We start from the raw sequence: 23,674 nt of genomic DNA, 5'->3' as shown, positions 1-23,674 counted from the left end.
AATAATCACCGCTGGCCAGCAGCAATTCTTGAGCAGGCTATAAGGCAAACTCTAATATTGCGGGTACCACCCGCTTTCTCAAGACGAATGGTTCCATGGTAAAACTCAATAAAATCTACACCCGTACCGGCGATGACGGCACCACGGCGCTGGTCTGCGGTCCGCGCCGCTTCAAGCACGACCTGCGCGTCGATGCCTATGGCACGATCGATGAGGCCAACAGCGCCATCGGCGTCGCCCGCCTGCACACGGCAGCCGATGAGGTGTTGGATGCCATGCTGTTTCGCATCCAGAACGACCTGTTCGATCTTGGTGCCGATCTTGCCACGCCCGATACCGGCGAAAAACTGGAATGGGAGCCCCTGCGCGTTGTCCAGAGTCAGGTGGACAGGATCGAGCAGGAAATCGATGCGCTGAACGCCCATCTCGAACCGCTGAAATCCTTTGTCTTGCCCGCAGGCTCACCAGCCTCCGCCAATCTGCATCTGGCCCGCACCATTGCAAGGCGCGCCGAGCGGATCATGGTCGATCTGATGCAGATCCCCGGCGAGGCCGTCTCGGCACCGGCGCTGAAATATGTCAACCGGCTGTCGGATTTCCTGTTCGTCGCCGCCCGCTATGCCAATGAGGTCGGCAAGGCCGATGTCCTCTGGGTGCCGGGGAAAAACCGGTAGCGAGAGCATCGCGCAGAAAACCGGTCTTGGTTGAACGAAAGGCAATATTTGACGTGAACGTAAAAGTTAGGTAATTCTGGCCTCGGCGCATCAGTCTGCGGGAGGAGTATCGCAAGAATGAACGGCACCGTTGTCATGGAGGAAAAAATGCGTATCCATGTCGCCAATTGACAGTCTCCGACGTGCAAAATGCCGCAGTCTGGCGTTTGCCTGGAAACGGATCACGGATGTTTCGACTGGCAGATAAACTGGGCTATCGCATTGAGGAGAGCGTGAAAACGCGGCTGCATTATTCCCTAAATCGCCGCTGATCTACGGAATAATGCAGGAAACAAGCAGTGGCGGCACCGCATGTCATCATGCGCAAGGCCCACAAGAACGTGAAGCAAGGAAGGACCCCATGAAGATTCTCGTGCCCGTCAAGCGCGTCGTCGATTATAACGTCAAGATCCGCGTCAAGCCGGATGGCTCCGGCGTCGAGCTTGCCAATGTGAAGATGTCGATGAACCCGTTCGACGAAATTTCCGTTGAGGAAGCGCTGCGCCTGAAAGAAGCGGGCAAGGCAGAGGAAGTGGTCGTGGTCTCCATCGGCCCGGCCAAGGCCGAAGAAACCCTGCGCACGGCGCTGGCCATGGGTGCAGACCGGGCCATTCTGGTGGAAACCGAGGATGCCGTCGAGCCGCTCGCCGTCGCCAAGATTCTGAAAGGCATCGTCGAAGCAGAGGCCCCGGGCCTGGTGATCGTCGGCAAGCAGGCAATTGATGATGACAGCAACCAGACGGGCCAGATGCTCGCAGCCCTCTTGGGCTGGGCGCAGGCCACCTTTGCCTCCAAGCTGGAAATCGGCGACGGTTCGGCCAATGTCACCCGCGAAGTCGATGGCGGCTTGCAAACCATTGCCGTCAAACTGCCAGCCGTGGTCACCACCGACCTGCGCCTCAACGAGCCGCGCTATGCCTCGCTGCCCAATATCATGAAGGCCAAGAAGAAGCCGCTCGACAAGAAGACGCCTGCCGATTTCGGTATCGATACCACACCACGTCTCAAGGTGCTGAAGACCGAGGAGCCGGGTGGCCGCAAGGCGGGCATCAAGGTCAAGTCAGTGGCCGAACTGGTCGAAAAGCTTAAGAACGAAGCCGGCGTGCTTTGATTTCGGATTGGGAGATATAGAAAAATGGCCATTCTTCTTCTGGCAGATCACGATAACGCAACCATTTCCGAACAGACCTCCAAGACCCTGACGGCAGCAGCCAAGATTGGCGGCGAAATCCATGTTCTCGTCGCTGGTGCGGGTGCCAATCCCGCCGCAGACGCCGCCGCCAAACTGTCCGGCGTCTCGAAAGTGCTGCTGGCCGACAGCGCCGAGCTTGGCAATCAGCTGGCCGAACCGCTGGCAGCCCTGATCGTGTCGCTGGCACCCGCCTACGATACGATCATCACCGCCGCCACCTCGGTCGGCAAGAATGTCGCGCCGCGGGTCGCCGCCCTGCTTGATGTGGCGCAGATCTCGGAAATCGTCGAAGTGATCTCTGCCGACACCTTCAAGCGGCCCATCTATGCTGGCAATGCCATCCAGACGGTACAGTCGAGCGATGCCAAGAAGGTTATCACCGTGCGCACCGCCTCCTTCGCTGCCGCCGCTGCCGATGGATCGGCTGCGGTCGAGGCCGTAGCTGCGGTCGCCGATCCCGGCCTGTCCAGCTTCGTCTCGGATGCGCTGTCGTCGTCGGAGCGCCCGGAGCTGACCTCCGCCAAGATCATCATCTCGGGCGGGCGCGCGCTCGGCTCCTCGGAGAAGTTCAAGGAGGTCATCCTGCCGCTGGCCGACAAGCTGGGGGCCGCTGTCGGCGCTTCACGCGCAGCCGTCGATGCAGGCTATGCGCCGAACGACTGGCAGGTTGGCCAGACCGGCAAAGTTGTCGCACCACAGCTCTACATCGCCTGCGGCATTTCCGGTGCCATCCAGCATCTGGCCGGCATGAAGGACAGCAAGGTGATCGTCGCCATCAACAAGGACGAGGAAGCCCCGATCTTCCAGGTCGCAGACTACGGCCTCGTCGCAGACCTGTTTGAGGCCCTGCCGGAGTTTGAAAAGGCGCTTTGATCGCGCCTCTATCACAACAATTCAGACACAGAAAAGGCCGCATCACTGCGGCCTTTTTGCTTTTCAGGGACTATTTGGACAGTGGAGAGTGATCAGAACTCTTCCCAATTATTGCCACCGCTTGGGGCGGGCGAGCCAGTGCCGGTCTTCAACCCAGCCGCCAGCTTACCCATCAAGGCGCGGGCAGGCGAAGCGGCAGGACGGCTGCTGACCGGATCGGCTGGCCTGACGGCTTGGCGGGCATTGGGGGCAGACGGTCGCTGCGAAGATGCAGGACGATAGGAAGAGGCTGCCGGGTTGGGAACGATCTCACCATCCATGACCCTGAACTGCGACACCAGATTGGACAATGCTTCAGCATCGCTGGTCAGACGCGACATATCGGAATTGGTCCGGTCTGCCATCTGGGAATTCTGCTGGGTGGTTTCCTCCATCTGACGGATCGCCGTGGAAATTTCCCGCACGCTTTCTGATTGTTCGCCGACCGCCGTGGCGATAAACGAGATTTCCTCGTTGATATGTACGACCTGACCGGCAATATCGCCCAGCGCGTCACCGGTATTGCGCACCAACCCGACACCACTTTTCACCGCATCGCCGGACTTGCTGATCAGTTCCTTGATTTCCTTGGCGGCACCGGCGGAACGCTGCGCCAATTCACGCACTTCCTGGGCCACGACCGCAAAGCCCTTGCCTGCTTCACCCGCACGGGCCGCTTCCACGCCAGCGTTCAAGGCCAGAAGATTGGTCTGGAAGGCGATCTCATCGATGACATTGATGATCTGCGAAATGGCCTGCGATGCTTCTTCGATCCGCCCCATGGCATCGATCGCAGAGCCAACAATCGCTCCTGAGCGTTCGGTCGAGGTCTTGGCATCCGCCACCATGCGCCTCGCATTTTCGGCGCGCTCGGTAGATGTGCGGATGGCCTCCATGATCTGGTTGATCACGGCGGATGTCTGCTCAATCGCCGCGGCCTGCTGCTCTGAGCGGCGCGACAGGTCATGTGTTGCCGCGACCATTCCGGTCGCGGTGCCGTTGATCGAGCCGGTGCTGCCGGACAGCTGGCGCACTGTCGAGGCCAACCGCCGGATCGAATCGTTGAAATCGGTGCGCAGCCGGTCAAGGCCTTCCATGAACGGCGTTTCAATAGTGGTCGTCAGGTCGCCAGCGGCAAGCCGTTGCAGACCGGCGCCGAGAATATCAACCGCCTGCTGAAGCCGGGCGGTTTCCTCGTTGCGGGCAGCTTCGCGGGCCAGTCGCTCGGCCTCCGATGTCTGCCGATCCTGTTCGGCGGCAGATTGCAACCGCCCCTTCTCGATGGCCGCATCGCGGAAGATCGCCACGGACCGCACCATATCGCCAATTTCATCGGCCCGGTTCTCACCAACCAGCGTCACGCCTGTATCGCCATCGGCCAGCCGTTTCATGCTGTCGACCAATTGGTTGATCGGTCCAGTCAGCGAACGGGAAAACAGAACCGCGCCGGTAATCGCCAGAACCAGCAGACCGGCGGCGATCAACAGGACGATATCACGCAAATGCGCGACATTGGCCAGCGCCTCATTCTCGCTCATCAGCGCGACGACAGCCCAGTTATGACCGGCAAAGGACAAGGGAATGGCCGCCGCATAGCTCACCATATTGCGATAGCCATCGATCTGACCGCTCGCCTTGGCACCCTTCAAGACATCGGCCAGCATCGGTGCAGCAACCTTGGTGACAAGAGAATCCTTTTCACCTGTTAGCGCGGAATCATTGACCATCATGCTATTGGAATCGAGGAGAATGGTCTCACCCGTATCGCCAAGCCCTGTCCGGTTGGAAAACATTGCCGTCAGTCGTTCCGAGGGAATGGCGACGACCAGCACACCCATCTTGATATCGCCCATGAACAGCGGCGTCGAAAGAAACGCCACCGACTGACGCGACGGACCATAGAGGGTGAAATCGGACAGCGCATAGAATTGCCGGTCGTCGCTCTTGGCGACCTGGGCATAGGCCTGGGCCAAAGGTCCATCTTTCAGCGCTGCATCGCCGACATTGCCTGCATATTCATCGTTTTTCTGCACCGAATAGACAATATTGCCCTTCGGATCGATCAGGAACACATCCGCATAGCCGTATTGCTGCAAAGCCATGCGCATAAGAGGATGAAACTTGGCATGGTTGCTGTCGTAGGTATCGATACGGGCCGACTCCAACTGCAATCGCTGCCCGGCCGGATTGGGATTCTGAGTGATGTAGCGATCAACGAGGGCATCGCGTGGCTTTTCGCCCAGATAGCGCCAGTCCGCCTTGAACTTGTAAAGAGCCTCACCCGTCGTGGCAACGCTGGAAAAAGCCCGCAGATTGGTGACCAGATTTTCGAAATAAAGCCTGGCCTCGTTGCGTCGACCGTCGGCCGTCGCCTCCAGCTTCTGCATCACTTCTTTTTTGACCAGGGTGGAGCTTTGAATCAACGTGGCCCAACTGGCTGCTCCGATCGACAAAATCGTGATCAAACAGACAAACAATGGCAACTTACGCGCAATGCGCATGCGATTTCTCCCCCTAGGGCATCGATCCAAACGGTGGCGTCTGCCAAGTTCAAAAAATCGATGCAAAAACAAAATGTCAGTGCGCTCTCGTTATCCTTATGGCTTTGACCGCAAAAGCCACGCTACCCTTCTGCAAGCTTAGCGGTTGCGGCTTAAAATAACCCTAAAGCGCTGGGGATAGCGCTAGCTGCTCCGCCAACAGGAGCGGGACAATCCCGGGGCTGAGGGCCAGGCGGCGGCAGGAATAAAACAACGGACTGCGATCAGGACTGGAAAACGGCGATACATGGCTTTATCACTGTCGGCCAGGACGCGCCGGATGAGCCATAGAGACAATCCGTGCGCGCCACGGCTTGCAAGGCTTAAGGCCCGGCAGCGACATGGGAAGCGGGCGCTACTGACGCCCGAAGGCAGGGATGGGAGACGTGATGATCAAGAATGTTGGAATTGTCGGCGCGGGACAGATGGGCTGCGGCATTGCCTATGTATCGGCGCTCTCCGGCTACGATGTCACGCTTTATGACCTGAGCAAGGAGCGGATCGAAGCCGGGCTTGCCACCATCAACGGCAACATGGCGCGCCAGGTTGCCAATGGTAAGATGGAGGATAGCGAACGCAAGGCGGCGCTGGCCCGCATTTCCGGCGTCACCGACGTACAGGATCTTGCCCAGGTGGACTTGGTGATCGAGGCCGCCACCGAGGATGAAAGCGTCAAGCGCAAGATTTTCGGCCAGATCTGCCCGGTGCTGAAGCCGGAAGCGCTTCTCGCCACCAATACCTCCTCGCTGTCCATCACCCGGCTTGCGGCATCTACCGATCGCCCGGAACGCTTCATGGGCATCCATTTCATGAACCCGGTGCCGGTGATGAAGCTGGTGGAGTTGGTGCGCGGCATCGCCACCGGTGAAAAAACTTTCGAGACCGCCAAGGACTTCGTGCGGTCGCTGGACAAGACGATTACCGTCGCCGAGGATTTTCCCGCCTTCATCGTCAACCGCATCCTGCTGCCGATGATCAACGAGGCGATCTACACGCTCTATGAAGGCGTCGGCTCGGTCGAAGCCATCGATACGGCGATGAAGCTCGGCGCCAATCATCCGATGGGGCCTTTGCAGCTCGCCGATTTCATCGGTCTCGATACCTGCCTGTCAATCATGCAGGTTCTGCATGACGGCCTGGCCGACAGCAAATACCGCCCCTGCCCGCTGCTGGTCAAATATGTCGAGGCCGGTTGGCTCGGCCGCAAATCCGGCCGAGGCTTCTATGATTACCGCGGCGAAATCCCGATTCCGACACGGTAAAGGTTCGGGCTGGCTAAAGCCGGATCGATAAAAGACGAGATCAAAGTGTCTTGAGCCCGTCGATCAGGGTTTTGGCATCCTCGCTATCCCAAACGGCGGGGCCATTCATGGAGCCGAGCAGGCAACCCTTGCCATCAAGCACAAGCGTCACCGGCAGGCCGAAAGCCAGGCCCTGTTTTTTCAGCGCATTGAAGACGCCCATGGAACTGTCGCGGTAAAAGCCGAGATGATCGATGCCGTTGTCACTGAGAAAGGCTTTCGGCTTTTCGTCGCTACCGCTGTCGATATTGATCGCCACAACCTCGAATGTATCGCCACCCTTGGCCTGTTGCAGGCGATTGAGGGCGGGCATTTCCTCCCGGCAGGGAAGGCACCAGGTCGCCCAGAGATTGACCAGCAGCGGCTTGCCCTTAAAATCCTGGAGGCTCTTGTCGGCGCCGCTGGCATCCTTGAAGGTAAGGCCGGTAATCGGGCGCGGCGGATTGGCCGCCACCACGGCGGCAACCTGGCCCTTGATCAACGGGTCAAGCGTCTTGATCGCCTGTGCCGCCGTCTCACACCCTTGGGCGGCTGCGATTTCAGAGCCATTGCCAGACCCCGTCTCCTTCACGTATACCGCAACCGCGCCGGCCAACACACCGGCAATCGCCGCAAACGCAATCAGCTTGGCGGAAGGAAGTCCCAGCGGTCTTTTTTTCGTCATCGACGTCTCCAGGATCTATTGAGCATGGCCGAGGACACCAAAGACACGACATCCTCCAACCAGATGTGGGGCGGCCGTTTTGCCTCCGGCCCTGCGGCCATCATGGAGGAGATAAACGCCTCGATCGGTTTCGACAAGAAGCTCTATGCCCAGGATATCCGCGGCTCGATTGCCCACGCCACCATGTTGGCGCATCAAGGCATTATTTCCGGCGAAGACAAAGACAAGATCGTCACCGGGTTGAACACGATTTTGTCAGAGATCGAAGCTGGACAATTCACCTTCTCCCGCAAGCTTGAAGACATTCACATGAATATCGAGGCACGGCTGGCCGACCTGATCGGTCCCGCCGCCGGTCGCCTGCACACCGCCCGCTCACGCAATGACCAGGTAGCGCTGGATTTCCGCCTCTGGGTCAAGGAAGAGCTGCAAAAAGCCGAAAGCCTGCTGACCGACCTGATCGGTGCCTTTCTCGAGCGTGCCGAAGAACATGCCGACACCGTCATGCCCGGCTTTACCCATTTGCAGACGGCCCAGCCAGTCACCTTCGGCCATCACTGCATGGCCTATGTGGAAATGTTCGGCCGGGATCGCCAGCGGGTGCGCCACGCTATCGAACATCTGGATGAAAGCCCAATCGGCGCGGCTGCCCTTGCCGGCACCGGCTATGCCATCGACCGCCACATGACCGCCAAGGCTCTCGGTTTCCGCGAACCAACCCGCAACTCCATCGATACCGTGTCGGACCGCGATTTCGCGTTGGAATTCCTGTCGATTGCCGCCATTTCGGCGGTGCATTTGTCGCGCTTGGCGGAAGAAATCGTCATCTGGTCAACGCCGCAATTCGGCTTTATCCGGCTCTCGGATGCCTTTTCGACCGGCTCCTCGATCATGCCGCAGAAGAAGAACCCGGACGCCGCCGAACTGGTGCGCGCCAAGACGGGCCGGATCAACGGCTCGCTGATTGCGCTCCTGACGATCATGAAGGGCCTGCCGCTCGCCTATTCCAAGGACATGCAGGAAGACAAGGAACAGGTCTTTGACGCTGCGGAAAGCCTGGAACTGGCGCTGGCCGCCATGACCGGGATGATCCGCGACATGACTGTGCGGGCCGACCGGATGAAGGCCGCGGCTGGCTCCGGTTTTTCCACTGCCACCGATCTGGCGGACTGGCTGGTGCGCGAGGCAGGGCTTCCCTTCCGCGACGCCCATCATGTCACGGGCCGGGTAGTGGCCTTGGCGGAGGAAAAAGGCTGCGATCTCTCCGATCTGCCGCTTGAGGATTTGCAAGCCATTCATACCGCCATCACCGCCGATATCTATTCGGTCCTGACGGTGGAAGCTTCGGTCGCCAGCCGCAAAAGCTATGGCGGCACGGCACCGGACGAGGTGCGCAAGCAGATCAAATGGTGGCGTAGCCGCAACTGATCGTCAAACCCGATCGATCCATCACAAAAATCGGGATGCACAGAGCCCGGTTTTTGGCTAGACATAGGCCCACCACCACGTTGGACAGGATATTATGGCTGTTTCCTATCGAAGACTGATGATTTCCGCCGCCCTGCTCGGTGCCGCCAGCATTGTCGTCACCGGCTGCGGCCGCAAGGGCGATCTGGACAAGCCGAGCACGCCGGTAGCCCAGCAGAACAAGGCGGACGCGCCAACCCAGACCAAGGTGCCGGAGAAGAAATTCTTCCTCGATCCACTTCTGTGATAGGTGCATCGTGAACCATTTCCAGTATCGCGATGGCATTCTTCATGCAGAGGATGTGTCCGTTCCAGAGATCGCCAGGGCGGTCGGCACACCCTTCTATTGCTATTCCACCGCAACCCTGGAGCGCCATTACCGGGTGTTTTCCGAGGCCTTCAACGGCGTCGATTCCATGGTCTGTTACGCAGTCAAGGCCAATTCCAACCAGGCAGTGTTGAAAACACTTGGTCAATTGGGCGCGGGCGTCGATGTGGTCTCCGAAGGCGAATTGCGCCGGGCGCTGGCAGCTGGCATTCTCCCCAGCCGCATCCTGTTTTCCGGCGTCGGCAAGACCCCATCGGAAATGGATCTGGGGCTGGAGGTCGGCATTTACTGTTTCAATGTCGAATCTGAGCCTGAACTGGACATTCTCAATCAAAGGGCGCTGAAAGCCGGCAAGACGGCACATGTTTCCTTCCGCATCAACCCGGATGTCGATGCTGGCACCCATGCGAAGATTTCCACCGGTCGGAAAGAGAACAAATTCGGCATTTCCTATGAGCGAGCTCGCGCCGTCTATGCCCGCGCCGCCAGTCTCGAAGGTATCAAGGTCACCGGTATCGACATGCATATCGGCAGCCAGATCACCGATCTCCAGCCGTTCGCCGAGGCCTTCAAGCTGTTGCGCGACCTGGTGACGGCGCTGCGGGCCGAAGGCCATGTCATCGATCACGTCGATGTCGGCGGCGGGCTTGGCATTCCCTACAAAGACGACAACAATCCGCCGCCCGACCCGGCGGCCTATGCAGCGATCGTCAAGCAGCAATTGGCCTCGCTGGACTGCCGGATCGTGGCCGAGCCGGGCCGGCTGATCGTCGGCAATGCCGGTATTCTGGTGACCGAAGTGATCTATGTGAAGGACGGCGGCAACAAGACCTTCGTCATCGTCGACGCGGCCATGAACGACCTGATCCGCCCGACGCTCTATGATGCTCATCACGAGCTTCGCCCGGTGCTGCTGTCTGCGGCCAGCGCCCCGCGCATCCGCGCCGATGTGGTCGGGCCGGTCTGCGAAACCGGCGATTATCTGGCGCTCGACCGCGAAATGAGCATGCCAAGGCCCGGTGACCTGATCGCCATCGGTTCGGTAGGGGCTTATGGCGCCGTGCAATCGAGCACGTATAATACAAGACGGCTTGTTCCCGAAGTGTTGGTCAAGGGCGACCAATTCCACGTGATCCGGCCAAGGCCGAGCTATGAGGATATGATCCGGTTGGACAGCCTGCCCGATTGGCTGGCATCCTGAGTACGCCGTCATTTCGGGAGATCGCGTTCACAATTTACCCGGATGGCTGAAAAAACCACCCCTGCACCGGGCCTGCCCCTCGTCTTCGCCACAAACAATGCTATCCTGACACGTCAATGCTGTCGTGAACCGTATTGGTTGCGCTTCAAGTTTTATGCGTTGAGATGACAGGAAACCGGAGACTGCCCATGACCGCTTCCGGCACGAAAAAGAGCCAAGGGGCTTTGAACAGCGATCAGAAGCTGGCCCGCCGGCTGGCCGTGAACCGCTGGACGGCAAGGCTGGTGCTGTTTTGTGAGCGGTTGCTGCCACTCCTCCTGCTTCCAGCCTCGGTTGCCGCCATTTTCCTGTCGCTGGCCTGGCTCGGCTTTTTCCGCGAGGCACCCAGCTATCTGCGCTGGCCGCTGGTTTTCCTATTGGTCTTTGGCTTTCTCGCCTCGCTTTTGCCTCTGGCCCGTCTGCGCTGGCCACACGTCAGCGAAGCAGACCGGCTGCTGGAAGAGCGCAATCATCTGCCGCATCAACCCATCGGCGTACAGGGTGAGGAACCGGCCTTCGACACGCCTTTCGCCCGCGCTCTCTGGCATGAGCACCAACGGCGTATGGCAGCCCGGATCGCCACGCTCGATGCCGGACGACCAAAGCCTGATATCGCCCGCTTCGACCGCTTCGGCCTGCGCGCCTTGCCAGCGCTGCTTTTGGCGGTGGCCTTTGCCTATTCCGGCTCGAATGGCGCTGGCCGTCTCACCGATGCCTTTCTGCTGCAAGACAGGGACGACAACGCCCCTACCCTGCGCATCGATGCCTGGATCACTCCGCCGGGCTATACGGGCCGTCCCCCTGTTTTCCTGACGGGACGCAATGGCGATGGCACCCAGGATATCGCCATTCCCGCCCAATCGGTGGTCACTGTTCGGTTGACCGGCAGCAGTGGAGACGAACAGGCAGACTTCAAACCGGCATCCGGGGCAACGGCAGTCGCTTTACAGCCGGTCAAGGCCGACCTGGCAAACACGCCCGGCCCCTCGCCCACCGCCTCGTCGGCCACGCCAACACCAGCCCAGACGGACACCAACGCGCAGACGCTGACCCTAACCTTGGGTGAAAGCGGCACGCTAGATCTTGGTAACAGGCAATGGCCGCTGAAGGTCATTCCAGACCACGCCCCGACTATCGCCTTTGACGGCATTCCGAAACGTGCCGTCAACGGGGCACTGGAAATCGGCTTTACCGCTCGCGACGATTACGGCCTGCTGGAAGCCCGCGCCGAAATCGTCCCTGTGGATGCCGACCCGCAGGCCAGCCCGCTCTATCCCCTACCCGAGTTCAAGCTGGACCTGCCGAGCCGCAATGCCCGCGACATCAAGAGCATATCGAGCCGCAACCTGACCGAACATCCACTGGCTGGAAAGAAGGTGCGGATCACGCTGATTGCCAAGGACGGATTGGGCCAGGAGGGACGCAGCCCAGCCCATGAGATGATCCTGCCCGGTCGCAATTTCTCCGAACCGCTGGCCGCTGCCGTGGCCGAACAGCGTCAGGTGTTTGCGCTGGACACGCGGCAGATGCCCCGCGCCGTGGCGCTCAACGAAGCGCTGACGCTGCGCGCCGATGAAACCATTCCGCAGCTTTCCCATTACCTGCTGATTTCCTCGGCCCATGCCCGCATGCAGATGGCGAGCACCACCGAAGCCTTGAAGGACACTGCGGATTATCTCTGGGAAATCGCCCTTGGCATCGATGATGGTGATGTTTCGCTGGCCGAGCGCAAGCTCAGCGAGGCGCAGCAGAAGCTCTCGGAGGCACTGGAGCGCAATGCGCCCGATGCCGAGATCAAGAAGCTGATGGACGAGGTCCGTCAGGCGATGCAGGACTATATGAAGGCTCTTGCAGAACGCCAGCAGCCGCAGAACGGCCAGCAGAACCAGCAGAGCGCTCAGAAAATGCTGACCCAGCGCGATCTGGAAAACATGATGAACCAGATCGAGAACCTGGCCCGTTCCGGCAATAAGGATGCCGCCCGCCAGATGTTGCAGGAAATGCAACGGATGATGAACAATCTCCAGGCCGGACGCCCGCAGCGCTCCAATCCACAGCAGCAACAGCAAACCAGCGAAGCGCGCAAGCAGATCGACAAGCTTGGTCAGATCATGCAGGACCAGCAAAAGCTGATGGATCAGACCTTCAAACTGGACCAGGAATTACAGAGCCGGTCGCAGATGGGCGATGACCTTCAGCCCGAAGACGGTGACGGCATGAGCCAGGACAATCCGCCAACCGGCCCGACGCCTGATGGCCAGCAAAACCAGGGTCGGGGCCAAAACCAGAACCAGAATAAAGACAGCGCCGGCGAAAATCCCTCCTCACCGGATCAGATGACCGCAGAACAATTGCGCGAAGCGCTTAAACAATTGCGCCAGCAGCAGGATGCGCTTGGCAAGCAGTTGAAAGGCGTTCAGGACGGACTTGGCAAGCTCGGTATCAAACCGGGGGAAAATTTCGGCCAGGCAGGCCGGGAAATGCAGGGCGCGGGTGAAGCGCTCGGTAAAAGCCAGGGCGACCGGGCCGTGCAAGGCCAGGGCCGGGCACTGGAAGCCCTGCGCCAAGGGGCACGCGATATGATGAACCAGATGATGCAGGCCATGCAGCCCGGCCAGGGTCAAGGTCAGGGCCAAGGGCAAGGCATGGCCGAAGGCAATCAGGGCGGTCGCGACCCGCTGGGGCGGCCACGGTCGACCACCGGGCCGGATTTTGGCGAACGTGTCAAAGTCCCCGACGAAATCGACGTGCAACGCGCCCGCGAAATCCTCGATGCGATCCGCAACAAGCTGGGCAATAATGCCAGCCCAGAGGTAGAGCGCCGTTATCTGGAGCGCTTGCTGGACATGTAATGGAAGGGCGGGGAGCGGCGCTCGCGCCCTTCACGTCCACGACGCCAAGCGCCGAACGGATCTAAACCCCGTACCGGGCAAACGTCGCAAATCAACCGAAACCCGTCAGGCCGTCAAAGCCTGTGCTACGGCCTTGCGGATATCGGGAAGCGCGAACGGCTTTGGCACGACATCGATGATTTTTTCGAGCAGATCGTCGGCCCGTTCGCGCTGTTCGGCATAGCCGGTCATCAGCAGAATTTTCAGGCCCGGAAAATCCGAATGGGCGCGATGTGCCAGTTCGATGCCATCCATGACCGGCATGCGGATATCCGACAGCAGCAGATCGAAATTGCTGGTGGCCAGCATTTCGAGACCCTCGGCGCCGTCAGCCGCCTCATGGGTCTCATGTCCGTCGAGCCGCAACGCCCGGGCAACGAAGGACCGCAGGGCATCTTCGTCTTCGGTAATCAGTATCTTGGCCATATCCGCATTCCCATCTTGAAGCCTGCCACATCACCATTCGATCGAACCCGATCGACGGCTGTCATCATGCGGCATGTTGTACCAGGGCATGTGAATGCTCACGCATCCACGCCGTTACAGCACCCTCCCCGAATCATAGAGGATGCGTGGCGCTGTCATTACCCAAGCAAATCACCAGTTTTTCCTTTGCGAGAGGTAAACAACCGGCAGCCAAGACGAGAGGATGGTTAACAGTTTCTACCCGACAACCGCGACGCCGTCCCGCTACAGGACGCCAGCCGCAACAAGGCATTCAAACCATAACTAATTGTAATCAATATATTTTATTGCAAATCATGACGTTGCATCGCCGGTAACGACGCCGACAAAAGGCAATTCGCGGAAGGCGTGGGCGACATCCATGCCATAGCCGACGACAAAATAATCCGGGCATTCGAAACCGACATAATCAGCCTCGCACACTTCCTGACGCTTGACCTTCTTGTCGAGCAGCACGGCAATGGTGACATTGGCAGCACCGCGCTCATACATCAGCGTGCGGGCAAACAGCAGGGTTCGCCCCGATTCCAGGATATCGTCGATCAGCAGAACATTGCGGCCACGGACATCGCTGTCGATATCCTTGATGACCTTCACGCCCTGCGACACCGTGCCAGTGCCGTAGCTGGACAGGGTGATGAACTCCACTTCAGGCGCAATGCCGACATGATGCAGCGCCCGGATAAGGTCAGCGGCGAAGATGAACGAGCCTTTCAAGATGGAAATCACCAGAAGATCCTCGGAAGGACCATCGACAATCGCCTTGGCGATCTCGATATTACGAGCGGCGATCTGTTCGGCTGTGAACAAAGGCTCGATATTTTTTCCGCGAACGACAGGCATGGAGTCTCCAGGATTTCGCTGCCGATCTTCAGGCGACAGGTTTTTCTTTCACCCTGCCGATAGCACAATCAGGATTGCGAGGCATCCTTAGGTGCAAAGGAAAGCTTGAGTTCCGGGTTTTTTCCACCAGGATGGCGCAGCCGTGCCGCAATACCGCGACTATGGCCGACACCGATTTCCGCTGCGGGCGGGGTAATCAGCGTGGAGGCAATGAGGCGGCCATCCGAATAGAGATCCGCCCTTATATCCGGCAGGGCCTGCGTCGTCGCGGCATGATTCTCAACAATCGCATTGACCAAGAGGACCGGCATGCCTCCAGCAGTTTGCGGGGTCAGGCTGACATGGGTTATGTCGAGCGGGTTTCTGGCCGGGACCGCCTCCGTGCCGCCAATCAAGCAAAAACCACCGGCGCTGAAGAACATCAGCACGGCAAGGGCTGCAATCAACGAGGTGAAAGACCGTTCCGATAGCTGCCCCAGGCGATTTTCCAACCGGACAACATGCCGGACCGTATAATTGACCAGAGCATGCAGCACGCCCTGCGCTGCCGGCGCCTGTGGTCGGTATGAGGTCTTCATTTCCGCCTGGATTCGGCTTCGTAGCGCGCCGACGGGATCACCGACCGTGACGAATTTTGCATCGCTCACATCTTCCGCCAGCCGGAAGCCGGGGCGCGGCATGGGGCGATAGGGCCGCTCGGGCGGCAAGAGATCGATATCGGGTTCGACATATTTAGGCCGAAAACGGAATGCGTTCATGGAACCCTCGCCACAGCAGGTCCAGACATTGGATGAAAAGAACCAAGTCCGGCTTGCCTTCAACAGAGATAAAGCGCCCTTGATCGACAGCTTCGCACCAGCCAGATGCGATAGAATACGAAGGGGCATTGAAACCAATCCATCCAAGTCGTAAATTCGAATGGTTAATGATTTGTAAAAAATCGCCGGATTGACGCCGTGACAGCGCGGCGTTTACCAAATGGTAACCGGAACCGTTAAGAACTGAGCAGTCGTCAACAGGCTCAAGCCCGGGTTTATCCATTGATCCACTTCGAAAATGTCGGCCTGCGATATGGGATGGGGCCTGAAATCCTCCGCGACCTGACTTTTGACATCCCAAAGCGCTCCTTCCAGTTCCTGACCGGGCCGTCGGGAGCTGGCAAGACCACGCTTTTGCGCCTGCTGTTCATGTCGCTGAAACCGACACGTGGCCTGATTCGCAGTTTCGGCCGTGATATTACCCAGATTCCGCGCAATGAATTGCCTTTGCTGCGCCGCCGGGTCGGCATCGTCTTCCAGGATTTCCAATTGCTCGACCATCTGACGACCTATGAAAATGTCGCCTTGCCGCTGCGGGTGCGCGGCAAGGATGAGGCGAGCTATAAGCAGGATGTGCTGGAACTGTTGAAATGGGTGGGGCTGGGCGAGCGTATCAATGTTTTGCCGCCAATTTTGTCGGGCGGGGAAAAGCAGCGCGTCGCGATTGCCAGAGCGCTGATCGACCGGCCCGAAGTGCTGCTGGCCGACGAGCCGACCGGCAATGTCGATGCACCGATGGCGCGCCGCCTGCTCAGCCTGTTTCTCGAGCTGAACCGGCTTGGCACCGCCGTGGTGATTGCCACCCACGATCTGGCCCTGATGGACCAGGTCGACGCCCGGCGGATGATCCTGACTGAAGGGCGGCTCGATATTTATGAATGATCAAAAGTCCGCGCCGCAGCCGCCGAAAAAAATACCCATGACCCCGCCGCCGGCCAAGAGCCCGCCGCTGGCCAAGACCCCGACGCAGGAAAGAGCCAAGGCGCAAAGGCGGGTGGAAATGCAGGTGCGCCCCACCGGCCCCATCCTGCCGCCCTCCAACATCCAGGGCAATGCACTGATGGTGGTGATTGCCATCATGGCCTTCCTCGCCTGCCTGACGCTCGGCGCGGTGTCGATTGTCCGGGGAACGGCGTCCAGCTGGCAAAGCCAGATCTCCCGCGAGGTGACGATCCAGATCAAGCCGGACGACACTGTCAACATGGATGAGGCCTTGACGAAAGCCAAGGACCTGGCGCTGACCTTCGTCGGCACCAAGAGCGGCCAGATCGTCGATGAGGCCGCGACGGCCCGCCTGCTGGAACCCTGGCTCGGCACCGGACTGGATATCAACGACCTTCCGGTACCTCGGCTGGTCATTGTCACCATTGACGAGAACAATCCGCCTGACTTCGCCGCCATGCGCGATCTTCTGACCTCGCAGATTCCCCAGGCCTCGCTTGATGATCACCGCACCTGGGTGGACCGCCTGGTATCGATGGCCCGCACCACGGTGCTGATTGGCTTTGGCCTGCTGATCCTGGTGTTTACCGCCATGGTGCTGACGGTGATTTTTGCAACGCGCGGTGCCTTGTCAGGCAATCGGCATATTATCGAGGTCCTGCATTTCGTCGGTGCCGAAAGCCTGTTCGTGGCACGGGAATTTCAGAAGCATTTCCTGAAGATCAGCCTGAAGGGCTCTGCCGCCGGCGGGCTTGCCGCAGCTGGCCTGTTCGCGCTGGCCAGCATCTGGCAGGACAATACGCTCGCCACACCGCAAGCCGATCAGGCCACCGCCCTGTTTGGCCGGTTCGAAATCGGCTTTACCGGCTATCTCGGTATTTTCGCCACGATGATCGTTATTGCTCTGCTGACAACGGTCACGGCCAGGTTGACTGTCATGCGCGCCATCTATGAAATCGACCAGATCAGGTCGGACCCCAGCCGCAGTGGCGGGTTGCCACCCGAATGATCTTTTTATACGTCCTCGATGCGAGGATGCACCAGCATTCTCGATGCAGTCCCATTACCCACGAGCAATGATAATGCGCCAAGCAGACCCTGATAAGGATCGAGGCAGCCGGACCGCCAAACTATTCCATCGGCAGGCACCGCTGCGCCGCCTGCTGCGCTATGGCGGCTACGCCATTCTCCTGTTGATGGCCTGTCTTGTCGCTGGCTTCCTGCATTTTGCCGATGACGTCACAGCAATGATGCCGCCTGCTGAGCCCAAGGCTGACGCCATCGTCGTGCTGACGGGGGGCTATCAGCGCATCGACCAGGCTGTCGACCTGTTGCGCAAGGGATCCGGACGGCGGTTGTTGATTTCGGGTGTCCATCCATCCACTTCGCCCGCGACCATCCGCAAAATGACACAAAGCTCACCGGATCTATTTGCCTGCTGCGTGGATATGGGCTACCGCGCCATCGACACCATCGGCAATGCCAATGAAACAGCCCAGTGGATCCATGACAAGGGCTTTTCCTCGGTTCTGGTCGTCACCAGCAATTACCACATGCGCCGCAGCCTGATGGAACTGCGCCGTACAGATCATGAAACCCAGTTCATTCCCTATCCGGTCGTCACCGCCGATTTGCGCACCAGGGCCTGGTATGCTGATCCCAATGCGCTGCGCACGCTGCTGTCGGAATATGCCAAGATCCTGATTGCCTATACCCGTGATCTCGGCGGCTGGGACAATTGGCAGGGGCTTCGCACCCCAGGCAGCACCTCCCAGCAATCCTCCCAAAGCTAAAGCAAAATAATTTCCTCCTTAAACCGCAACCGGTTTAAGGAATTATCCAGCGGCCAAACCTGCGATACCGAACCATCTTCCTCTTATTGGAAAATTCGTATAGGCAGGGCCATCTCTCGGCGGAATATCTTCATGCTTGCTTTGCGGTCCCATGTTTTCAACGTGCTGTTCTATGCCTGCCTGATCCTTTGGATGGTCTTGGCCGCGCCGATCTATTTCATCTTGCCGCGCAAAATTGCCTATTCCGTCCCCAAGACATGGGCACGGTTCAGTCATTGGCTGATGAAAACCGTGGTAGGCACGACATTCGAAATTGAAGGCCTGGAGAATATCCCAGACTCCGGCTACATCCTCGCGCCAAAGCACCAATCCTTCTGGGATACCTATGCGCTTCTGCCCTGGCTGGACGATCCGGTCTATATCCTCAAGCGGGAATTGATGTGGATTCCGTTCTTCGGCTGGTATGCCGCCAAGCAGAACATGATTCCCGTCAATCGCGGTGGACGCGGCAAGGAAATGGTCAAGGTCATGCAACGCGCCGCCGTGGAAGTGCGTAGCGGTCGCCAATTGGTCATCTATCCCGAGGGTACGAGACGCCCGCCCGGCGCCGATCCCGAATACAAATTCGGCATTGCCAGGCTTTACCGCGACCTCAATGTGCCGGTCGTGCCGGTTGCCATGCATGCCGGGCTGTTCTGGCCACGGCGCAGCGTCATGCGCTATCCCGGCCACTACAAGATCCGCATCCTGCCTCCTATCCAACCGGGGATGAAGCCGGATGTTTTTTTTGAAAAACTGACAAGTGAACTGGAGACAGCAAGCGACGCGCTGCTGCGGGAGGCTGCCCAGACCAATCCGGACCTCCCCCTGCCGCAGATTGCAAGACAGCGCCTCGAAACCTTACGGGCGCAGGAACCGGCTCAGAATCCGTCATAAAGCAGGTTTGTTCAGCCCCTTGACCACTTGTTCCAGCCAATGATCGCGGATGCCCATGCTGCGGAGATGTTCCACGGTATTCTCGACATAGGCCCGGTTATCACCCGACTGGCCGCTGGCCTGCGCGGTAACCTGTACCGCCTCCTCAACAGTAATCGCTCCCGCATATTGGCGGTGGTTTCGGTCCACCACATAGCCAACGCCAAGCACCCGGCGCCCATCAGACAATTGCAACCGCAACGCTTTTTCCTGATAGACCATCGTCACCAGTTCCCGCGCTCGCAAATAGTCGAGCGTTTGCGGCCATGACGACGGACTGACACGAAAAGCCACACCATGGCAGGAGCCGCCACGATCCAGCCCCAGAACCAAGCCGGGCGCCTGTTCGGTGCCGCGATGCACGAAGGACCGAACACAAAGCGAGCGGCGAAACCCATGCGCCCTCGCACCCAGCCGTTCTTCATGAACAAAGCCTGGATTCCACATCAAAGATCCGTAGCCAAACACCCAAAATTCGTCCATATCGCTGGTCATAATGCTGGCTCCTGCTGTCTCATGGCCGAATTCTGATAGGTTCGGGTTGAAATTATCCAGCAGAAATGAATTTTTACAGCAGTCTTTGCACTGATAAACGGTGCCGGGCTCTGGTGCCTCAAAAGTCGCCTCGGTGACCGCTGGGCAAAATGGAAGACAATTGGAGAAGCGCATGGCCATGTCGAGCCGGACGAAGAGACCCAGAAAGAGATCGCGAGTTCTCTTGGTGGGCATTGTGCTTGTCCTGCTCGGTATCGTCTACACCGCAGGCTGGTTCGCCGCTGCCAATTACGCCACGACAAAACTCGAACATGCCTTTGACGGCGATAATCCGCTGGCCTCTGCCCTCGATTGCCCCGGAATGCGGATGAGCGGCTTTCCACTGCATATCGGGTTGAATTGCACCAAGGTATCGGTCAACGACAGCCGCAACGGCATTTCCGGCTCGTCAGGCGCTTTCCGGTCATCGGCGGAAATTTTCCGGCCCGGCAAGATCAAATGGGAAATCGACGGGCCAGCCATTCTGCAAACCTCCACCGGGCTTGCTGGTGCTTTTCAGTGGGACAGCTTTCGCTCCACCCTGTCGCTGGGTATGAACGGCGTCGATTCGTCATCAAGCGTGATCCAGAAATTGCAGGCCAATCTGACCGATGCCCTATCCGGCCGGGTTCTGAGGATCGATGCCACTGAGAGCCGGACACGGCTGCAACGCGATGGCGAGGACCTGGTGGGAACCGCGCTGCTGACCGACATGGATTTTGGCCAGGACGACCGCAACCCCGACCTGCCACCCATGGCAGCACAGTTGGATGTGAAATTGCTCGGCCAGGCCGGTGCCCTCGATATAGAACATCCGGAACCCATACAATTGCGAGGTCTAAGCGGCGACATCCGCAATCTGCAGATCGATATGGGCCAGGGCCGCACGATCACCGCCAGCGGACCGATTTCAATCGACAATGCAGGCCTTGCCAACGGTACGCTCAAGCTGGAAATCGGCAAGGTCGATGCCTGGCGCGATCTGGTGATTGCCGCCTATCCCGAAACCAAGGACATCGCCCGGATGGCCGCCAAGGGATTGAAAGCTGTTTTCCTAGGCCAGAATCAGGGCCAGGTGACACTTCAGATCACCAATGGCGTCGTGGTGCTGGGCTTCATCCCGCTTGGCAATATCCCACCAATCTGAACCGGCGGCGAAACGGCCTATCCGTTCGTCTTGCCATCCAGCCCGTGACGGCCGAAATCCGGCACGTCCACATCCTGGCCCGCATCGATGATCGAGCGGCGTATGGTGCGGGTGCGGGTGAACAGCTCAAACAGTTTATCGCCCTCCCCCCAACGGATCGCCCGTTGCAGATAGGCGAGGTCTTCTGAAAACCGCGCCAGCATTTCCAGGATGGCATCCTTGTTGTGCAGGCAGACGTCGCGCCACATGGTGGGATCGGACGCCGCCAGACGGGTAAAATCGCGAAAACCGGAGGCCGAATATTTAATGACTTCCGATTCCGTCACCGCTTCGAGATCGTCCGCCGTGCCAACGATATTATAGGCGATGATATGGGGAAGATGCGAAACAATCGCCAGCACCTTGTCGTGGTGCTGGGGGTCCATTTCATCGACACGCGAGCCCAGCGCTTCCCAAAAGCTCTTGAGCCGGTCTATCGCCTGCTGATCCGTATTCTCCAGCGGTGTGAAAATGCACCAGCGTCCATTGAACAGCCCGACAAAACCGGCATCGGGGCCAGACTTCTCCGTGCCAGCCAGCGGATGGCCCGGAATGAAATGCACATGATCCGGCATATGCGGCGCCATTTGCGCAATAACAGAGGCTTTGGTGGACCCCACGTCTGTGACGATGGCTCCCGGCGCAAGATGCGGCGCGATCTGGATGGCCACCGCTTCGGACGCCCCGACCGGCACCGAAACGATCACCAGATCGGCCCCTGCAACCGCCTCGGCAGCCGACGTCGTATAACGATCCCCAAGCTTCAATTCCTCGGCCCGCCGCAGGGTATCGGCAGACCGGGTTGAGACGACGATCTCGCGCGCCAGACCAAGCGCACGCACGTCACGGGCAATGGAAGAGCCGATCAGGCCGATGCCGATCAGTGCAATCCGATCAAACTGAATGCTGGTCATCACGGCTTGCTCATAAATTCGGTCAGGGCATCCATCACGCCGAGATTGGCCTCGGGCGTGCCGATAGACATGCGCAGGGCATTGGCAAACCCATAACCCTTGACCGCCCGCAGGATAAAGCCACGGCTGGTCAGGAATTCATCCGCCTCGGACGCACGTTTTCCGTCGACATCAGGAAAATGAATGAGCAGGAAATTGGTGACCGACGGCGTGACCTTCAAGCCGAGGCCATCGAAGGCTTCCGTCAGCCGGTCCAGCCACTCGAGATTGAAATCCACCGCCTTATCGGCAAAATCACGATCAAGGATGGCAGCGGCGCCCGCAGAAATCGCCGGAGCATTCATGTTGAACGGCCCGCGCACCCGGTTCAGGGCATCGAGAATGGCAGCCGGACCATACATCCAGCCGATCCTGAGCGCTGCCAGCCCGTGGATTTTCGAGAAGGTGCGGGTCATCACCACATTGCGGTTTTCAGAAACGATTTCCAGCCCGGCTTCGTAATCGTTGCGGCGAACATATTCGGCATAGGCAGCATCCAGCACCAGCAGCACATGTTTCGGCAGGCCGGCGACCAGACGGCGAATATCCGCACCCGGCACATAGGTTCCCGTCGGATTGCCGGGATTGGCGATGAACACCATCCGGGTCTTGTCGGTCACCGCCGCCAGAATGGCATCGACATCGACGCGGCAATCCTGCTCCTTGACCGTAACCGGTGTCGCGCCTGCCGCCATGATCTGGATGCGATAGACCAGGAAGCCATGCTCGGTGATAACAGCCTCATCGCCTGTGCCCAGATAGACATGGCACAGCAGGCCGAGCAACTCGTCCGAACCATTACCGCAAAGAATATTGGCCGGGTTCAACCCGTGCGCACTGGCAATCGCCTCGCGCAGCTTCACGGCCTGGCCATCGGGATAAAGCTCCAGATTGGCGGCACCCGCCTTGAAAGCCTCAATGGCTTTCGGGCTCGGACCGAGCGGCGTTTCGTTCGATGAGAGCTTGAACACTTTTGCAACGCCAGGGGCATGTTCCTTGCCGGGAACATAGGCGGCAATATCGAGGATTCCCGGGCGTGGAACGGGCTGGTTCATGGTGCTGCTCATTGACGCGATTTCCTGATTCTGACCTTGAACCTGATCCGGTTCAAATAATTTACGCAAGTAACCCGGAACCTTTATTTTGTCGAGGGCGGCAAGAGGGTCTGGCGTGTGGTTGGCACGCCTTGCGGGCTCAAAACCGGAGCAAATACTCGCCGCGATGCGCGCATGGCAACCGGCAACCCCTGATAGAGCCGTTTTTGCGCCTCGACAACGATAACACCAGCAAAAGCCGGTGACAGCATGCGTCCGAAGCGCTCGAAAGCGCTATGCATTTTCAACATGGTTCTGAGCTTCGATGGGGGGAAAAACAATGCCTCGGTGCTGGCACCAGGGGTAAAATTGGTCTCGCGCAGCAATGCCGTCAATTGGCCCCGGGAATAGGGGCGACCGGAGCCGAAAGGCGTATGCTCCATCCGCGCCCAGACCCCACGACGATTGGGTACCACCATGACCAACCGCCCGCCCGGCGCCAGAACCCGCCAGATTTCCTTGAGCGTTTCGCGTGGATTCTCGGCAAACTCCAGGGAGTGAACCATCAGAACCCGGTCGATGGAACTGTCCGGCAGCGGCAATTCCTCATCGAACACCAGCGACGTGGCCGAAAGCTCACCCGGAGGCCAGTTCACGGCACCTTGTCCGGCTGGCATGAAGGCGAATGTGCGTTCGGTATCGGCCCGAAACCGATCCAGGTACGGCACCGAATAGCCCAGCCCCACCAGCCGCTCCTCCGGCAGCCGCGCCCAGAGCGACGACAGCGCCATGGTAATGGATTGCTCGGCAGCATGGCCAAGCATGGTGTGATAGAACTGACGAAGATCGACTATATCCACATGCATGGCACAATTGTTAGCAG

The 23,674-nt window shown here is 59.0% G+C and carries 23 protein-coding genes; 13 read left to right on the top strand and 10 right to left on the bottom strand.

Going from position 1 to position 23,674, the window contains the following annotated elements; all coding sequences use genetic code 11:
- The first annotated feature begins 95 nt into the window (after positions 1-95).
- From ASB66_RS19230 to ASB66_RS19220, 3 genes are all read left to right on the top strand, one after another.
- Positions 96-674: a cob(I)yrinic acid a,c-diamide adenosyltransferase gene (locus tag ASB66_RS19230; RefSeq protein ID WP_060718608.1), complete on the top strand. Its 579-nt coding sequence runs from the start codon at positions 96-98 to the stop codon at positions 672-674.
- Positions 675-1,074: 400 nt separating this feature from the next.
- Positions 1,075-1,824 carry an electron transfer flavoprotein subunit beta/FixA family protein gene (locus tag ASB66_RS19225; RefSeq protein ID WP_060718609.1) on the top strand — a complete coding sequence of 250 codons (750 nt, stop codon included), beginning with the start codon at positions 1,075-1,077 and terminating at the stop codon, positions 1,822-1,824.
- Between the two features lie 24 nt (positions 1,825-1,848).
- Positions 1,849-2,778, top strand: coding sequence for an electron transfer flavoprotein subunit alpha/FixB family protein (locus ASB66_RS19220; RefSeq protein WP_060718610.1), 930 nt, complete (start codon positions 1,849-1,851; stop codon positions 2,776-2,778).
- A 92-nt stretch (positions 2,779-2,870) separates the two neighbouring features.
- Here the strand turns inward: ASB66_RS19220 and ASB66_RS19215 are convergent, their stop codons facing one another.
- Entirely contained in the window at positions 2,871-5,318 is a 2,448-nt protein-coding gene (locus tag ASB66_RS19215; RefSeq protein ID WP_060718611.1) for a methyl-accepting chemotaxis protein, read from the bottom strand.
- Between the two features lie 428 nt (positions 5,319-5,746).
- Here ASB66_RS19215 and ASB66_RS19210 point away from each other — a divergent pair, with 428 nt between their 5' ends.
- Positions 5,747-6,619: a 3-hydroxybutyryl-CoA dehydrogenase gene (locus ASB66_RS19210; RefSeq protein ID WP_060718612.1), complete on the top strand. Its 873-nt coding sequence runs from the start codon at positions 5,747-5,749 to the stop codon at positions 6,617-6,619.
- Between the two features lie 40 nt (positions 6,620-6,659).
- On the opposite strand, the gene tlpA is transcribed toward ASB66_RS19210, so the two are convergent.
- Positions 6,660-7,322, bottom strand: coding sequence for a thiol:disulfide interchange protein TlpA (gene tlpA, locus ASB66_RS19205; RefSeq protein WP_060718613.1), 663 nt, complete (start codon positions 7,320-7,322; stop codon positions 6,660-6,662).
- 24 nt (positions 7,323-7,346) lie between these two features.
- Here tlpA and argH point away from each other — a divergent pair, with 24 nt between their 5' ends.
- The 4 genes from argH to ASB66_RS19185 all read left to right on the top strand — a co-directional run bounded on the left by argH (position 7,347) and on the right by ASB66_RS19185 (position 13,209).
- Positions 7,347-8,750, top strand: a complete 1,404-nt coding sequence (argH, locus tag ASB66_RS19200) for an argininosuccinate lyase (protein WP_060718614.1) — start codon at positions 7,347-7,349, stop codon at positions 8,748-8,750.
- A 94-nt stretch (positions 8,751-8,844) separates the two neighbouring features.
- Positions 8,845-9,036, top strand: a complete 192-nt coding sequence (gene lptM, locus ASB66_RS19195; RefSeq protein ID WP_060718615.1) for an LPS translocon maturation chaperone LptM — start codon at positions 8,845-8,847, stop codon at positions 9,034-9,036.
- Positions 9,037-9,046: 10 nt separating this feature from the next.
- Positions 9,047-10,318 carry a diaminopimelate decarboxylase gene (lysA, locus tag ASB66_RS19190; protein ID WP_060718616.1) on the top strand — a complete coding sequence of 424 codons (1,272 nt, stop codon included), beginning with the start codon at positions 9,047-9,049 and terminating at the stop codon, positions 10,316-10,318.
- A 188-nt stretch (positions 10,319-10,506) separates the two neighbouring features.
- Complete coding sequence (locus ASB66_RS19185; RefSeq protein ID WP_060718617.1) at positions 10,507-13,209, top strand: TIGR02302 family protein; 2,703 nt, start codon at positions 10,507-10,509, stop codon at positions 13,207-13,209.
- Positions 13,210-13,314: 105 nt separating this feature from the next.
- Here the strand turns inward: ASB66_RS19185 and ASB66_RS19180 are convergent, their stop codons facing one another.
- The 4 genes from ASB66_RS19180 to ASB66_RS26095 form a co-directional block, all read right to left on the bottom strand.
- Positions 13,315-13,674, bottom strand: coding sequence for a response regulator (locus ASB66_RS19180; RefSeq protein WP_015917316.1), 360 nt, complete (start codon positions 13,672-13,674; stop codon positions 13,315-13,317).
- A 333-nt stretch (positions 13,675-14,007) separates the two neighbouring features.
- The gene (gene hpt / locus ASB66_RS19175) at positions 14,008-14,556 is read right to left on the bottom strand and encodes a hypoxanthine phosphoribosyltransferase (RefSeq protein ID WP_060718618.1); all 549 of its coding nucleotides are present in this window, start codon (positions 14,554-14,556) and stop codon (positions 14,008-14,010) included.
- A gap of 68 nt (positions 14,557-14,624) precedes the next feature.
- Positions 14,625-15,314, bottom strand: coding sequence for a hypothetical protein (locus tag ASB66_RS19170; protein WP_081089101.1), 690 nt, complete (start codon positions 15,312-15,314; stop codon positions 14,625-14,627).
- Positions 15,289-15,597 (bottom strand): hypothetical protein, encoded by a 309-nt coding sequence (locus ASB66_RS26095; RefSeq protein WP_147274056.1) that lies wholly within the window; start codon positions 15,595-15,597, stop codon positions 15,289-15,291. Before ASB66_RS26095 ends, ASB66_RS19170 begins: the two co-directional genes overlap by 26 nt.
- On the opposite strand from ASB66_RS26095, the gene ftsE reads away from it, so the two are divergent.
- The 4 genes from ftsE to ASB66_RS19150 all read left to right on the top strand — a co-directional run bounded on the left by ftsE (position 15,597) and on the right by ASB66_RS19150 (position 19,045).
- Positions 15,597-16,256, top strand: a complete 660-nt coding sequence (ftsE, locus tag ASB66_RS19165) for a cell division ATP-binding protein FtsE (protein ID WP_060718620.1) — start codon at positions 15,597-15,599, stop codon at positions 16,254-16,256. The genes ASB66_RS26095 and ftsE overlap by 1 nt on opposite strands.
- A gap of 37 nt (positions 16,257-16,293) precedes the next feature.
- The gene (locus ASB66_RS19160; RefSeq protein ID WP_060718871.1) at positions 16,294-17,325 is read left to right on the top strand and encodes a cell division protein FtsX; all 1,032 of its coding nucleotides are present in this window, start codon (positions 16,294-16,296) and stop codon (positions 17,323-17,325) included.
- Between the two features lie 73 nt (positions 17,326-17,398).
- Positions 17,399-18,109 carry a YdcF family protein gene (locus tag ASB66_RS19155; RefSeq protein WP_060718621.1) on the top strand — a complete coding sequence of 237 codons (711 nt, stop codon included), beginning with the start codon at positions 17,399-17,401 and terminating at the stop codon, positions 18,107-18,109.
- A 132-nt stretch (positions 18,110-18,241) separates the two neighbouring features.
- Positions 18,242-19,045 carry a lysophospholipid acyltransferase family protein gene (locus ASB66_RS19150; protein ID WP_060718622.1) on the top strand — a complete coding sequence of 268 codons (804 nt, stop codon included), beginning with the start codon at positions 18,242-18,244 and terminating at the stop codon, positions 19,043-19,045.
- Here the strand turns inward: ASB66_RS19150 and ASB66_RS19145 are convergent.
- Entirely contained in the window at positions 19,040-19,579 is a 540-nt protein-coding gene (locus ASB66_RS19145; protein ID WP_060718872.1) for a gamma-glutamylcyclotransferase, read from the bottom strand. The two genes, ASB66_RS19150 and ASB66_RS19145, sit on opposite strands and share 6 nt — an antisense overlap.
- 226 nt (positions 19,580-19,805) lie before the next feature.
- Between ASB66_RS19145 and ASB66_RS19140 the strand changes: the two genes are divergently transcribed.
- The gene (locus ASB66_RS19140) at positions 19,806-20,765 is read left to right on the top strand and encodes a DUF2125 domain-containing protein (protein WP_060718623.1); all 960 of its coding nucleotides are present in this window, start codon (positions 19,806-19,808) and stop codon (positions 20,763-20,765) included.
- 17 nt (positions 20,766-20,782) lie between these two features.
- Here the strand turns inward: ASB66_RS19140 and ASB66_RS19135 are convergent, their stop codons facing one another.
- The 3 genes from ASB66_RS19135 to ASB66_RS19125 form a co-directional block, all read right to left on the bottom strand.
- Positions 20,783-21,718: a prephenate/arogenate dehydrogenase family protein gene (locus tag ASB66_RS19135; RefSeq protein WP_060718624.1), complete on the bottom strand. Its 936-nt coding sequence runs from the start codon at positions 21,716-21,718 to the stop codon at positions 20,783-20,785.
- The gene (hisC, locus tag ASB66_RS19130) at positions 21,718-22,824 is read right to left on the bottom strand and encodes a histidinol-phosphate transaminase (RefSeq protein WP_060718625.1); all 1,107 of its coding nucleotides are present in this window, start codon (positions 22,822-22,824) and stop codon (positions 21,718-21,720) included. Before hisC ends, ASB66_RS19135 begins: the two co-directional genes overlap by 1 nt.
- A gap of 71 nt (positions 22,825-22,895) precedes the next feature.
- Positions 22,896-23,657, bottom strand: a complete 762-nt coding sequence (locus tag ASB66_RS19125; RefSeq protein ID WP_015917327.1) for a class I SAM-dependent methyltransferase — start codon at positions 23,655-23,657, stop codon at positions 22,896-22,898.
- Between the last annotated feature and the right edge of the window lie 17 nt (positions 23,658-23,674).

The sequence above is a fragment of the Gillisella vitis genome (genome assembly GCF_001541345.2).
In the GTDB taxonomy this organism is placed as follows: domain Bacteria; phylum Pseudomonadota; class Alphaproteobacteria; order Rhizobiales; family Rhizobiaceae; genus Allorhizobium; species Allorhizobium vitis.
The sequence above is the reverse complement of the archived record's forward strand: the minus strand, read 5'-3'. Positions and strand labels throughout refer to the sequence as shown.